The 13,605-nt window shown below is 73.8% G+C and carries 10 protein-coding genes; 8 read left to right on the forward strand and 2 right to left on the reverse strand.

The features are described from left to right. From ABZX61_RS26965 to ABZX61_RS26975, 3 genes are read left to right on the forward strand one after another with little or no spacing between them, the layout of a single operon-like run. Positions 1-1,302: a glycosyl hydrolase gene (locus tag ABZX61_RS26965; protein ID WP_355198692.1), complete on the forward strand. Its 1,302-nt coding sequence runs from the start codon at positions 1-3 to the stop codon at positions 1,300-1,302. Beyond that, the gene (locus ABZX61_RS26970) at positions 1,289-3,586 is read left to right on the forward strand and encodes a glycoside hydrolase family 3 N-terminal domain-containing protein (protein WP_355198693.1); all 2,298 of its coding nucleotides are present in this window, start codon (positions 1,289-1,291) and stop codon (positions 3,584-3,586) included. Before ABZX61_RS26965 ends, ABZX61_RS26970 begins: the two co-directional genes overlap by 14 nt. Further along, positions 3,586-6,255, forward strand: a complete 2,670-nt coding sequence (locus tag ABZX61_RS26975) for a hypothetical protein (RefSeq protein WP_355198695.1) — start codon at positions 3,586-3,588, stop codon at positions 6,253-6,255. Before ABZX61_RS26970 ends, ABZX61_RS26975 begins: the two co-directional genes overlap by 1 nt. Positions 6,256-6,290: 35 nt before the next feature. Here the strand turns inward: ABZX61_RS26975 and ABZX61_RS26980 are convergent, their stop codons facing one another. Further along, complete coding sequence (locus ABZX61_RS26980) at positions 6,291-6,470, reverse strand: hypothetical protein (protein WP_355198697.1); 180 nt, start codon at positions 6,468-6,470, stop codon at positions 6,291-6,293. A gap of 13 nt (positions 6,471-6,483) precedes the next feature. Here ABZX61_RS26980 and ABZX61_RS26985 point away from each other — a divergent pair, with 13 nt between their 5' ends. From ABZX61_RS26985 to ABZX61_RS27005, 5 genes are all read left to right on the forward strand, one after another. Continuing rightward, positions 6,484-7,290 (forward strand): TIGR02569 family protein, encoded by an 807-nt coding sequence (locus ABZX61_RS26985; RefSeq protein WP_355198699.1) that lies wholly within the window; start codon positions 6,484-6,486, stop codon positions 7,288-7,290. A 234-nt stretch (positions 7,291-7,524) separates the two neighbouring features. Continuing rightward, complete coding sequence (locus ABZX61_RS26990; RefSeq protein ID WP_355198700.1) at positions 7,525-8,772, forward strand: MFS transporter; 1,248 nt, start codon at positions 7,525-7,527, stop codon at positions 8,770-8,772. A 10-nt stretch (positions 8,773-8,782) separates the two neighbouring features. Continuing rightward, positions 8,783-9,769 carry a hypothetical protein gene (locus ABZX61_RS26995; protein ID WP_355198702.1) on the forward strand — a complete coding sequence of 329 codons (987 nt, stop codon included), beginning with the start codon at positions 8,783-8,785 and terminating at the stop codon, positions 9,767-9,769. A gap of 141 nt (positions 9,770-9,910) precedes the next feature. Next, positions 9,911-10,666 (forward strand): maleylpyruvate isomerase family mycothiol-dependent enzyme, encoded by a 756-nt coding sequence (locus ABZX61_RS27000; RefSeq protein ID WP_355198704.1) that lies wholly within the window; start codon positions 9,911-9,913, stop codon positions 10,664-10,666. A 10-nt stretch (positions 10,667-10,676) separates the two neighbouring features. Next, complete coding sequence (locus ABZX61_RS27005; protein WP_355198706.1) at positions 10,677-11,564, forward strand: phosphotransferase; 888 nt, start codon at positions 10,677-10,679, stop codon at positions 11,562-11,564. Between the two features lie 2 nt (positions 11,565-11,566). On the opposite strand, the gene ABZX61_RS27010 is transcribed toward ABZX61_RS27005, so the two are convergent. Continuing rightward, entirely contained in the window at positions 11,567-13,603 is a 2,037-nt protein-coding gene (locus ABZX61_RS27010; RefSeq protein ID WP_355198707.1) for a sugar-binding domain-containing protein, read from the reverse strand. Positions 13,604-13,605: the final 2 nt, after the last annotated feature.

Below are 13,605 nucleotides of genomic sequence, written 5' to 3' on the forward strand. Positions count from 1 at the left end.
ATGCTGAGATTCGGGGTCAACTACACGCCTTCCCAGGACTGGTTCTACTCCTGGCTGGATCCGGACTGGGCGGCCACCCGGCGGGACATGGAGGCCCTGGCCGGGCTGGGCCTGGACCACGTACGCGTGATGCCGTTGTGGCCCGTCCTGCAGCCGAACCGGACGCTGATCCGCCGCCGCGCGCTCGACGACGTCCGCCGCGTCGTGGAGATCGCCGGCGAGGCCGGCCTCGATGCGAGCGTGGACGTCCTGCAGGGGCACCTGTCCGGCTTCGACTTCGTGCCGAGCTGGCTGACGGACTGGCATCGGCGCAGCATGTTCACCGACCCCGACGCGATCGCCGCGCAGGCCGAGCTGGTGGAGGCGCTCGACGGGCACCTGTACGACCTGCCCAACTTCCTCGGCCTGACCCTGGGCAACGAGGTCAACCAGTTCACCTCCGCGCTGCATCCGAGCCCGATGCCGGCCACCGCCCGGCAGGTGACGGCCTGGCTGCGGGCGCTGCACGGCGATGGGCCGCGCGACCGCCGCCACTTCCGGCTCAACGCCGAGTACGACGCCGTCTGGTACGCCGACGACCACCCCTTCACCCCGGCGCACTCCAGCCGGCACGGCCAGATGAGCGTGATCCACTCGTGGATCTTCAACGGCACCGCCCAGGGCTATGGGGCGATGTCACACGAAAGCATCACCCATGCCGCGTACCTCATCGAGCTGTCGCGCGCCTTCGCCCTCGACCCGGCGCGTCCGGTCTGGCTGCAGGAGGTCGGCGCGCCGCTCAACCACCTGACCGAGGACCAGGCGCCCGGCTTCTGCGAGGGGACCGTGCGGGCGGCGGCCGACAGCGACGCCCTGTGGGGCGTCACGTGGTGGTGCTCGCACGACGTGGAGCGCCGGCTGGCCGACTTCCCCGACCTGGAGCACAGCCTCGGCCTGATCGGGGCGGACGGCGCGGTCAAACCGATCGGCCGGCGCTTCGCCGACCTGGCCGCGGAGCTGCGGCACCGGCCGCGCCCGTCCCCGCGGACCGAGGCCGTCGTCGTCCCCGTCGGCGCCGACGACGTCCCCGTGTCCCGGGCGGAGCTCTCCCCCGGCGGCGGCGTCTTCGAGACCTGGATGGGCCGCGCCCGCGCCGGGGCCCGCCCCGCCCTGGTGACCTCCGCGACCGCGGGCGACCCGGCCGCGCTGCGCGCCCGCGGCATCGAACGGCTCGTCCACGCCGAGCCCACGGGCCGCACCTTCTACAGTTCGGTCGCCGACGACGAGGTCCTCGACCGGATGGCCGCCCATGCCGACCGCTGAGCCGGTCGAGCGGCTGCTCGCCAAGCTGTCCCCGCGCGAGAAGGTCGGCCAGCTCAACCAGCGCCTCTACGGCTGGCAGGCCGTCGAGCGGGCTCCTCGGGGCGGATTCCGGCTCACCGATCTCGCCCGCGCCGAGCTCGACCGGTGGGGCGGGCTCGGCGCGCTGTACGGGGTCTTCCGCGCCGACGCCTGGTCGGGCCGCACCTGGGCCGACGGGATCCGGCCGGAGGAACGCGCCGAGGTCGCCGCCCTCGTCCAGGACGAGGTGACGCGGGCCGGCGGCCACGGGATCGGGGTGCTGCTGTCGGAGGAGGCCCCGCACGGGCACCAGGCGCTCGGCGGGACGCTGCTGCCCACCAACCTCGCGGTGGCCGCCGGGTGGGATCCGGACCTGCTGGCCGAGGCCGCGGCCGCCGTCGCCGCCGAACTCGCCGCGAGCGGCGTGCACCTGGCCCTGGTGTCCGCGCTCGACCTGCTGCGGGACCCGCGCTGGGGCCGGGCGGAGGAGTGCTTCGGGGAGGATCCGCTGCTGGCCGCCGAGCTCACCCGGGCGCTGGTGATCGGCATGCAGGGCGCCGATCGCGGCGCGGTGGGCCGCGGCGGGGTCGCGATCGTGCTCAAGCACCTGGCCGCCCAAGGAGAGGCGGTCGGCGGGCGCAACGGCCAGTCCGCCGTCATCGGCCCCCGCGACCTGCGCGAGCTGCATCTCCCGGCGGCGCGGGCCGCGGTGGAGGCCGGGGCGCTGGGGTTCATGGCGGCCTACAACGACATCGACGGGGTGCCGTGCTGCGGCAACCGCGACCTCCTGACCGGCTTCCTGCGGGACGAATGCGGATTCGACGGGATCGTCATGGCCGACGGGCTGGCCGTGGACCGGCTGACCTCGATGACGGGCGACCCGGCGGGCGCCGCCGTGGCCGCGCTGGAGGCCGGGGTGGACCTGTCGCTCTGGGACGAGTCCTTCACCCTGCTGGAGGAGGCGGCCCTGGCGGACCCGCGGGTGGCCGAGCTGGTCGACGCCGCCTGCCGCCGGGTGCTCACCCTCAAGCACCGCGCCGGCCTGCTCGGGGACACCGAGGGTGAGGCCGCCCCAGGTGCCGAACGCGAGGCGCTCACCCTGGCCGGCCGCCACGAGGCGCTCACTCTGGCCGGGCACCGCGAGGCGCTCGTGCTGGCCGGGCGGGCCGCCGACGGCCTGTCCCGCCGCCTGGCCCGGCAGTCCCTGGTGCTGCTGCACAACGCCGGCGGCCTCCTGCCACTCGAACCTCGGTCGCTGACCAAGGTCGTCCTCGCCGGCCCGAACGCCCGCGACGTCACCGCCCTGCTGGGCGACTACGTGCCGCCCCTGCCGCCGGGGTCGGCCGCCGGCCTGGACCTCGCCCTGCGGCAGGCCCTGCCGGACGCCGAGGTGGTGTGCCCGCCGGGCGTCCCCACGGCGGCCGACCTGAGCGGCGCCGACCTGGTGATCCTGGCGCTCGGCGGGACGAGCCACCGCACGTACGCCGAGGAGTTCGCGGCCAACGGGGCGATCGCGGGCCAGGCGGCCACGGCGACCGCCGGGGAAGGCGTCGACCTGGCCGATCTCACCCTGCCCGGCGACCAGGACGACCTGGTCGCCGCCGTCCGGGCGCGGGCCGGCTGCCCCGTGGTGGCCGTCGTCGTCGCCGGCCGGCCGCATGTGCTCACCGGCGTCCTGGCGCACACCGACGCGCTGCTGTGGGCCGGCTACCCCGGCCCGCACGGAGGCCACGCGATCGCCGACGCGCTGTTCGGCGGCTACGAGCCGGTCGGCCGCCTGCCGTTCACCGCGCCCGCCCATCCGGGCGCCGTGCCGGTCCGCCACAACGACCGGCACCCCGCCGGCGACGTCTACCAGGACGCGCCGGACCCGGTGCTCTTCCCGTTCGGCCACGGCCTGCGCTACCGGCCCGTGCTCCTCGACCGCCTCACCGCCGAGGCCGGCGCGGACACGGTCCGGGTGAGCGTCGAGGTCGCCAACCCGGGCGGCGCCGCGGCCGAGGTCGTCGTGCCGCTGTTCGGGCGCCGTACCGGAGGCCGGGTGCTGCCGCGCCTGCGCGAGCTGCTCGCCTTCCGCAGGGTGACCGTCCCGGCGGGCGGCCGTACCGCCGTCGTCTGGGACCTGCCCGCCGCGCGCTGCTTCGCCGAGGACGCGGCGGACCGGGCCCGTACCGACCTGTACGTCGCGGACCTGCACGAAACCATCCGCCCGGCCGTCCACTCCCCCGGACCGGCCGACCCCCTTCCTGACAGTGAGGAGTCGTGATGGCCCGATCACATCGCACCCGCAGACGGGCGGTGACGCGCGCCGGCACCGCCGCCCTGGCCGCGATGCTCGCCGTCGCGCTGACCGCCACCGGCGCCGCGGCCAGCGACACGCTGCCCTGGACCGGCGAGAGCGCGGTCGGCGCCAGTCAGCCCTACCAGCACGGCTACTCCGTCACCGACCTGCTGCGCTGGAACCCCGCCGACGACGCGGGCGCCGAATTGCTGCGCGCCAAGGTGCCGCTCCAGCAGCGCAACGCCGCCAACGCCGCCACGCAGCGCAACCCGGCACTGCCCGCCGGCACCCAGCTGCTGACCCTGGCCGGCGACTACGGCAACGCCTTCTTCGAGAGCCACCCCTACACCAACGAGTTCAGCCAGTACCTGTTCAACTACTGGCAGTACGCCGACTTCTACGGCTCCTGGCACGGCATGCCCACCCAGGGAGTCCCGGTGAACTACTACGACCCGGCCGCCGACTGGCGGGAGAAGTGGTTCGAGTTCGGGATGCTCAACCTGCCCAACCCCGGCTACACCAACGCCGCCCACGCCAACGGGGTGCGCTCGCTGGGCTGCATCTTCTTCTCCGACAACGACCGCGGCGACCAGACCTACTCCGAGCTGCTGGTCCGCGACACCGCCGGCGGCTTCCCCGTGGCCGCCAAGCTGATCCAGGTCGCCAAGTTCTACGGCTTCGACGGCTACTTCATCAACCAGGAGGCGCGGGTCGCCCCGGCGGACATCCCGGTGTACAAGCAGTTCCTCAAGCAGCTGCGCGACGGCGGCGTCTACGTGCAGTGGTACGACTCCATCGACAACTCCACGGGCGCCATCTCGTACCAGAACGAGTTCAACGCGGTGAACGGCCCGTTCGTGCGCGACCCGCGGCTCGGCGACGTGTCCGACTCCATCTTCCTCAACTACTGGTGGAACCGGACCAAGCTCACCAACTCCAAGAGCTACGCCGCCGGTCTCGGGCTGGACTCCCGCAAGAGCGTCTTCGCCGGGGTCGAGGCCGGGCAGTACCAGTTCAACCAGCCGTACAACCTCGAGGACAACCTCGACGCCGGCGGCGCGCCGATGAACGCCATCGCCACGCTCGGCGCCGACTTCGTCTCCTCCGACTACGCGAACAAGACCGACGACGCCGCGCAGCGGGACGTCTTCGACCGGGAGCGCCGCTGGTGGACCGGCTCCTCGGCCGGCGCCACCACCCCCGAGGGCACCTGGAAGGGGATCTCCAAGTACGTCGCCGAGCGCTCCGTCATCGGCGGCACCACGTTCGCCACCTCCTTCAACACCGGCCACGGCCTGTCCACCTGGACCAAGGGCCGGCTGTCCAACCCGAAGGAGTGGGGCAACATCAACCTCCAGGACATCCCGGTGACCTGGCAGTGGTGGATCGACGCGGCCGGGACGCCGCTCAGCGCCGACTTCGACTACGGCCCCGCGTACACGCCGGCGAGCCGGTTCTCGTACCAGAAGATCGGCGCCTACAACGGCGGCAGCTCGCTCGTGCTCGGCGGCACGCTCGACGGCGACAACACCGTACGGCTCTACAAGACGGACCTGCAGGTCGCCAAGGGCTCGACCCTCGACCTGACCTACACCAAGCCCTCGGCGAGCGACGATTCCGAGCTGCGGCTCGGCCTCGTGCTCGCCTCCGACCCCACCAAGGTGGTCCAGCTGCCGCTGGCCGGCTCGGGCCAGCGCACCACGGGCTGGACCACGCGCTCGGTGGACCTGTCGGCGTACGCCGGCCGGCGCGTCGCGGCGCTCGGCCTGGTCGTCGCCGCCGGCGCCCGCCCGATCCAGGGATACCAGGTCAACCTCGGCGCGCTGGCCCTGCGCGACGGCAAGGACCGCACCCCCGCGGCACCGCAGGACCTGCGCATCACCCAGCTGCTGCCCGAGACCGGCGAGCTGTTCCTGTCCTGGAAGAGCGCCGGGTACGACAAGGTGCGCCGCTACGACGTCTACCTCGACGACACCTACCTCGGCGGGATCTACGACGACGTCTACTACGTCAAGCGCTTCACGGCCACGTCGGGGACGATCAGGCTGGTGGCGGTCGGCCCGGACGGGTCCGAGAGCCCGGCCGCGACCACCTCGTTCGACCTGGCCACGGCGCCGGCCACGGTGAAGGCGTCGGCCAGGCCGGACGGCACGCTGACCGCCTCCTGGACTCCCCCGGCGAACGGCCGGCCCGTCACGCTGAAGGTCCAGAGCCTCGACACGTCCCGCCCGTACAGCAAGGAGGTCGAGCTGCCCGGGACCGGCACGGGCACGACGCTGACCGGGGTGCCGGTCAACGGCGACGGCTACCTGCTCACCCTGCGGGCGGGGCCTGGCACGGCCACCGCGGTGCGCGGGAAGTTCGCCGACACCGAGATCGCGCCCTACCCGGCGTCGGCGGTGAAGATCAGCGGGAACACGTTCACCTTCTCCCGGCCGACGCTTCCGGACTGGCACACCCTGACCGTCCTTGAGAACGGCCAGGCGAAGTCGTTCGCGACGACGTACGGGTCGGGCGCCAAGCCGTACGTCATCCGCGGCCGCACCACCCGGGCCGCCGAGACGGTGACCCTGTCCAGCGCCGGTAGCAAGGTGGTCGCGGTGCTGGAGGACTACGCCGGCAACAAGGCCACGACAGTGCTGCGCGGCAACTGATCACGGGGGCGCCGCGGCCGTCGCGGCGCCCCCCACTACTGCGCCTCCAGCAGCGCCCGGTGCCGCCGGACGAACGCGCGGTCGGCCGTGGCCCAGGCGACGGCCGCTTCCGCGTGGCGGTGGCGCGCGGGCGGGAGCGCGGGGTCGTCGGGGTTGGCCGTCTCGACGTCGCGGGCGCGGTGGGCGGGGCGGCGATCCGGCACGATGGCCGCCATGACCTTGGGGACGATGACTGAGCCGCCGCCCGGCGTGCTGGCGGCCTTCGGGCTGACCGCGCCCGTCCGCCCGCTCGCCGGCGGCCGGGGACGGACTTTTCGGGCCGGCGACGCGGTCGTGAAACCCGTGGACGGCGCGGAAGAGGCCGAATGGTCCGCGCGGGTGTTCGCGGGCCTGTCCCCCACGGCCGGTTTCCGGGTCCCCCTCCCGCTCCGCTCCCGCGACGGGGCCTACGTGGTCGAGGGGTGGACGGCCTCCGAGTTCCTGGACGGCCGGGAGGGGCCGGCCGGGAAGTGGGGGTCGCTGATCGCCGCCGGCAGGGCGTTCCATCGGGAGCTGCGGCACCTCCCGCGCCCGGCCCTGCTCGACCGGCGCGACGATCCCTGGGCGGTCGCTGACCGCGTCGCCTGGGGCGAGGCCGCTCCGCCGCGGCCGACCAACGCCGATGATCTGCTGGGCAGGCTGGGTGAGCTCGCGGGTCCCGTCACGGCTCCCAGCCAGCTCATTCACGGCGATCTGACCGGGAACGTGCTCTTCCATCCCGGACGACCGCCCGTCGTGATCGACTTCTCGCCGTACTGGCGGCCGGTCGCGTACGCCGAGGCCGTCGTGGTCGCGGACGGGCTGCTCTACCACCGGGCGGACCCGGAGCTCATCGAGGCCGTCCTGCCCGGCCGCGAAGGGCTTCACGTGCTGGCACGCGCGCTCATCTTCCGGCTGGCCACGACGGCCGTCTGGGCGGGCCGCGTTCCCGAGGACGAGCTGACCCGCTTCGCGGGCGTCACTCACCTCGTGGAAGAGCGCGGCCTCAGGGGGTGAGGACGAGGCGCCGGTGGAGATCTCGGCGGCCGGGTCGAGCATCGCCCGTCCGCGCCCTGACGGCCGGTCTCACCGAGGCCGAGCAGGCCGCCATGGCCGCCCTCGCCGCCCGGCGACCCCCGTAGCGGCGCCGGAAATTGAGCGGCGTGCCCCGGATCGGGAGGGATAGGGTTGCCCGCGTGATTTCCTCCCGGCTCGGCGCATACCGATCATCCCAGGCAGGCCCCGTGGGCGATGCGCGCTGACGCGCCGCCGGTGAGCCGGTCGCTGTGGCGCGACCGTGACTTTCTGATCTTCTGGTGTGCCCAGACGCTGTCCGTGGCGGGCGACTCGTTCGCGCTCATCGCGGTGCCCCTCCTCATCCTCGACGTCACCGGCTCCGTCGCCCAGATGGGGCTGCTCACCGGCGTGTCGGGGGCGGCGTCGGTGGCGGCCGGGGTGTTCGCGGGGGTGCTCGCCGACCGGTTCGACCGGCGGCGGCTGCTCATCGCCTGCGACGTCATCCGGCTCGTGCTGTACGTGACGATCCCGGTGGCCTGGGCGTTCGGCCAGCACGTCTGGCTCCTGTACGCGGTGCTGCCGCTGGCCGCCGCCGTGGGCATGGTCTTCCAGGTCACGTACGTGGCCGCGGTCCGCGGCCTGGCCGGCGAGAAGCGCGTCACCGAGGCCAACAGCATGCTGTACGCCACGGCCGCCGCGGCGGGCATCCTCGGCCCCACCCTGGCCGGGGTGGTGAGCGGCCACCTGGGCTCGACCGCCGCGATCGCCATCAACGCCGCCAGCTTCGGGCTGTCCGCGCTCGGCGTCCTGCTGACCCACGCCTCCCGCTACGCCGTCGAGACCGTCGAGCCGGTGGAGCCCGCGCCCGGCCGGCGGCCGTGGCGGGAGCTGCTGGCCGGGGCGGAGTTCCTGCTCCGGCACCCGGTGCTGCGCACCCTGACCATCCTGCTGTCGTTCTTCATCTTCATGACGCTCGGGCTGACGGACATCGTCATCTACCGGCTCAAGCACGACCTCGGCCAGCCGGATTCCGTGGTGGGCGTCGTGCTGGGGGTCGGGGCGGTCGGCACGATGGCCGGTTCGGCGCTGGTGGCCCGGATGCGGCGGATGCTCGGGTTCGGACCGTTGTGGATCGGGGCGCAGATCGTGTCGGGCCTGGCCATCCTCAGCCTCGGGCTCGCCGGCTCCGTGTGGGGCGTGGCCGCCATCATGGCCCTCTATCTGGCGTGCGTGAGCCTGGCCGGGATCAACTCCATGTCGCTGCGGCAGCAGGTGACGCCCGCTCACCTGCTGGGCCGGGTGACGTCGGCGTTCTGGACGATCCACTTCTCGCTCGGGCCGGTGGGCGCGGCCGCGCTCGGCTGGGGCGCCGCGCACTACGGCGCGACGACGGTGTTCGTCGTCGCGGGGGCCTCCTGCCTGCTGCTGGCGCTGATCGCGCTGGCCACCCCGGTACGCCAGCGCCACCCCGAGAAGGCCTGAGGTCACGCCCATGACGAAGGACGACACCGCCGGCATCGCGACATGGCTGTGGCGCGAGGTGGATCCCGGCGACTGGTCCGGCGCGGCGCTGCGACCGGCGGCCGAGGGGCGCGGCCGCCTGATGCCGGTGCCGGTGGCGGAGGAGCGCGGCCCGCTGGTCCCGGTGGCGGAATGGCGCGGCCGGCTGGTGCCGGTGGCGGAGCACGAGCGGCGGTACGCGGGTGATCGTGAATATCGCGGCCTGACCGTCCCCCTCTCCCTGGAGGGCGCACCGGCCGCCGCGTTCCGGCGGCACGCCGAGGCGGTGGAGGCCGCGATCGGCCCGGCCGACAGCGTCGGCAGCCACGGCCCGACCGGCCCCTGGTACGAGCCGTCGCCGGAATGGGGAGCCCCTTTCCTGCGCTGGCGGCGGCCCGGCGCCGAATCGCTGGAACTACGTGCCACCGCGACCGGCGCAGAGCTCTCCCTGCAGCCGACAGAGCCTTATGAGGAGTGGCGACAGGCCACGTTCGAGTGGGGCGAGCCGTCGCAGTCGCCGGGTGGATTCGTCATCGAATATCTGACCCCCGCCAACGAAGGGCTCAGCACGCCGGGCGGGTGGCGGGTGCCCCGGTGGGCGGCGCTGCCGCCGCTGCTGGGGGAGTTCCTGCGCACGCTGCCCGCCGAGACCGGCGCGATCGGCAGGAACGTGAGCGTCACCCTGTTCGCCGGAACCCGCTCCGTCCTCGCCATCCGCTCCGCCGAACGGCTCACCGTCGAGGGCTGGTTCAAGCACTTCTCACCGGGCGCGGAGCAGGGCTGGTCGCAGCGGGTCGAGCGGACCGTACGCTCCTGGACGCTCGACGCGGGCGGCCCCGGCGAGGTCGACGGCGAACGGCTGGCGCGGCACCTCGCCGACGTCCTCAAGGCGGAGAAGGTGTCCTCCCCGGCGAAGCTGAGCAAGCACGTCCGCGGCCCGGAGGGCGCGCACACGGTGCTGCTCGGCCTCGGCTTCTGACTCGCGGGCGGCGTGCAAGTGCGCGGCCGTATCGAGCGCGAACGCTGCGCTGCATCCGGCCCATGTCGGGCCGATCCGCGAGGCGGGCGACGCGCCGGAAAGCGATTGCTGAGGCCGCCTGATCACCCTAGGGTGGCGGGCATGTCCCTGTTGAGCTACGACCGGATGCGGGCCGAGATCGCCGGGCAGACCGAGCTGCTGCGATCGCTGATCAAGAACGCGGACATGAAGACGCCCGTACCCACCTGCCCTGGATGGTCTCTGGGGCAGTTGCTGCGGCACGTCGGCGAAGCCCATCGCTGGATGGGGACGGTCGTGGCGTCGCGGTCCGTGGAGCCGGTCTCCGACGAACGGATCAACGACCTCGACGCGTACACGGACGAGGTGGCGGCTGAGCTCGATCCCTGGCTCGGGGAGGGCGCGGAGCGGCTGGTGGAGGCGTTGCGCGGGGCCGAGGGGCCCGTGTGGACGCCGCAGGGGCTGGACACGCCGGCGTTCTGGGCGCGGCGCGCGCTGTTCGAGACCGTGCTGCACCGGGCCGACGCCGCGCTCGGCCTGGGCACCGGCTTCGAGGTCGACGACGAGGTGGCCGTCGAAGGGCTGGAGGAGTGGCTGGGGTTCAGCTGCGTGCCGGAGGCGTACGAGGGGCACGGGCTGCTCGGCCCGGGACGGGCGCTGAGCTTCAACGGCGAGTGGCTGGTCGACCTCGGTGGGGACGCGCCCGTCTGGAGGCGCGGGCAGGGGGACGCCTCGGTGACGGTTCGCGGGCCGGTGAGTGAGCTGCTCCTGTTCGTCTACCGGCGTCCCGCGCCGAAGGTCGAGGTCTCCGGGGATGCGGCGCTGCTCGGGCGGTGGCTGGAGCGGTCCGGGTTCTGGCTGGAGGAGGAGGACGGCTGAGTCCGGCCCCATGAGCAGTCCCAGCCTGGACGAGCGCCTGGCCGCCCTCGGGATCACCGGCCTCGAACCGCTGGGGCGGGGCCTGGAGTTCTCCGTCTTCCGCGGCCGGCCGGGCGACGGCGGGCCGCCGGTCGCCGTCCGCGTAGGCGAGCGCCGCTTCGACTCCAACGCCAACGACCCTCGGGTCGACACCCGCGCCCTGCTGCGCCAGGAGTACCGGCTCACCCGCCTGCTGGGCGACCACGGGCTGCCCGTGCCCGAGCCGGTCGCCCTCGTCCTCGCCGAGACCCCGGACGAGCCGGACCTCCTGATCAGCCGCTACGTGGAGGACGACGGATCGGAGCTGGACTGCTTCCGGCTCGGCGAGCTCCTGGCGCGCCTCCACGCGGTCCCGCTGCCCGGACCGCGACCCGTCGCCGCCGAACAAGTGACGGCGTCCCGGCTCGTGGTCGGCAGGATCCTGCGCCGCTGGCGGGAGATCGCCCGCCTCAGGGACGGCTGGCCGCCGCCGCCCGCCCCCGGACGGCTGCTCCCGATCGCCGCGCCGCTCAGCCGTGGCTCCCTGCTCCACCTGGACGTCCGCAGGGCGAACGTCCGCTGTCAGCAGGGCCGGGTACGCGCCCTCCTCGACTGGTCGAACGCCCTGCACGCCCACCCCGCCCTGGAGTTCGGGCGCCTGGGAGAGTTCGCCAGGCTCCCGGAGAACCAGCTCGACCTCGAGGCGTTGCGCGCCGGCTACGCGCGCCACGCCGAGCCCCCGCCCGACGCCGGGCCGCTCGCGCTGCTGTGCCGGCTGGACGCGGCGGTGATGCTCGCCCTCGTCTTCCTCTCCGAGTCACCCGACCCCGCCCGCGCGGACACCGCCGTGGAACGGGTCCTCGAGCTGGCCGCGCCGTGAGGTCAGGCGGCCGGGTCGTCCCCGATGACCGGGGCGGTGCAGGTGTCCACGTCCACGGCCGAGCGGGCGACGATCTCCCCGTCGCTGACCAGGGCGATGTGCAGCCGGCCGCTCGTCCAGCCGTCCGGCAGCGCGGCGCCGACCTCGGCGGGGCCGCTGAGCAGGAACGGCTTGGCCTCGATCCAGGAGCCCGCCGCGCCGAAGGCATCGGGGGCGGGGCCGAACACCGGGGTCCAGGCGGTGTGCAGGTGGCCGTTGACCGGCTCGCTCCCGTGGTGCGAGACGCGGACGGGCACGGTGACCTCGCCCGACTCGCTCAGCAGGTCGCGGCCGGGCGCGACGGGGACGACGTCCAGCACGAGCGTGGTGGTGGCGTTCACGTCGGCGGGGTGCACGCCGGCCAGGTCCTTGGCGCGGCGTTCGAAGTCCAGCAGGCCCGCGGACTCGTGCTCGACGTCGTACAGCTCGGTGTAGACGTAGCCGGCCAGGCGGTCGTGGCGGCGCAGCTCCTGGGTCTGCCAGCGCAGGTGCCAGGCCCGCTCGACGCAGGTGAAGCCGCCGCCGTACTCGCTGTTGAGGTTGGGCAGCCCGCGCAGCGGCTGTGACGGGGATCCGGCCAGCTTCTTGCGCACGACGTAGTCGGGGCCGAGCCGGACGGGGAAGTCGTCCTGCTCGCCGTCCATCAGCGCGGCCACCGTCCGGCCCCAGGAGGCGGCGGACTCGTCGTAGTAGTGCCAGTCGAGCAGGTCCGTCTTCACGTGGGTCCAGCCGGAGTTGTCCACGGCCGGCCTGCTCGGGTCGAGGGCCTTGAGCAGCTCGTACGCCCGCGCCGCCGCCTGCTGCTTGGCCGGGTCGCCCGGGATGTCCCAGTCCAGGCCCCATTCCTCGTTGTACAGGCCCCAGATGACGATCGCGGGCGAGTCGCCGTCTCGCTCCACCATCGGCGCGATCTGCTCCTCGAACGCGGTCACCGACTCCGCCGAGAAGCGGCCGGTCGAGGCGGGCTCGGCCCAGACCAGCATGCCGAGGACGTCGGCGTGGTGGACGAAGCGGGGGTCCTCCAGCTTGAGGTGCTTGCGTACCAGGTTGTAGCCCGCCGCGGCGGCCAGCTCGATGTCGCGGCGGAGCGCGGCGTCGTCGGGGGCGGTGATGCCGGTGCGGGGCCAGTATCCCTGGTCGAGCACGCCGCGCACGAACAGGCGACGGCCGTTGAGATACAGGTCCTCGCCGATCACCTCGACGCGGCGCAGCCCGGTGTAGGCGGCGACCTCGTCGGTGCCGTCGGCCGAGGTCAGGCGGGCGTCCACGTGGTAGAGGTGCGGGTCGTCCGGGGACCAGAGCCGGGGCCCGGCGACGGGGAGCACCGCCCGTACCGCGCCCTCCACGACCGGGACCTCCACCGTCGTGTCCGTGCCGCGCAGGGTCAGGCGCAGCACGGACTCCGACGGCCCCGCCACCCGGGCCTCCACCTCGATGGCGTCCAGCCCGGCCGAGGGGCGCAGCTTCAGCCCGGCCAGGTGCGTGGCGGGCCGGGCCTCCAGCCAGACGCTCTGCCAGATCCCGGACGACGGGGTGAAGCAGACGCCGTCGTAGTCGTCGCGCGGGATGCTGCGCTGCTTGCCGTGCGCGAGCTCCCGCTTGTCCAGCGGCGCGCAGACCCGTACCACGATCTCCTGCGGGCCGTCGCCGCGCAGCGCGTCGGTGATGTCGGCCTCGAACGGCGTGTAGCCGCCCCGGTGCGTGACCACCTCGACGTCGTTGACCCAGACCGTGGCCTCGTGGTGCACTGCCCCGAAGTGCAGCACGACCCGCTGACCCGCCCACCCGGCGGGGACGGTGACCGGGCGGCGGTACCAGGCCACGGGCAGCCAGTGGGCCTCGATGCCCGACGCGGGGGTCTCCCAGGCGAAGGGCACGGTGATGGTCCTGTTCCAGCCGGGCTCGGTGTCGGCCCGGAAGTCCCACTCGCCGTTCAGGCTCGACCAGGAGTGCGACCGGTCGAAGTGGGGGCGGGGGTATTCCATGATGCTCTCTTCCATAA

The sequence above is a fragment of the Nonomuraea sp. NPDC003709 genome (assembly GCF_040610775.1).
GTDB lineage: Bacteria > Actinomycetota > Actinomycetes > Streptosporangiales > Streptosporangiaceae > Nonomuraea > Nonomuraea angiospora_A.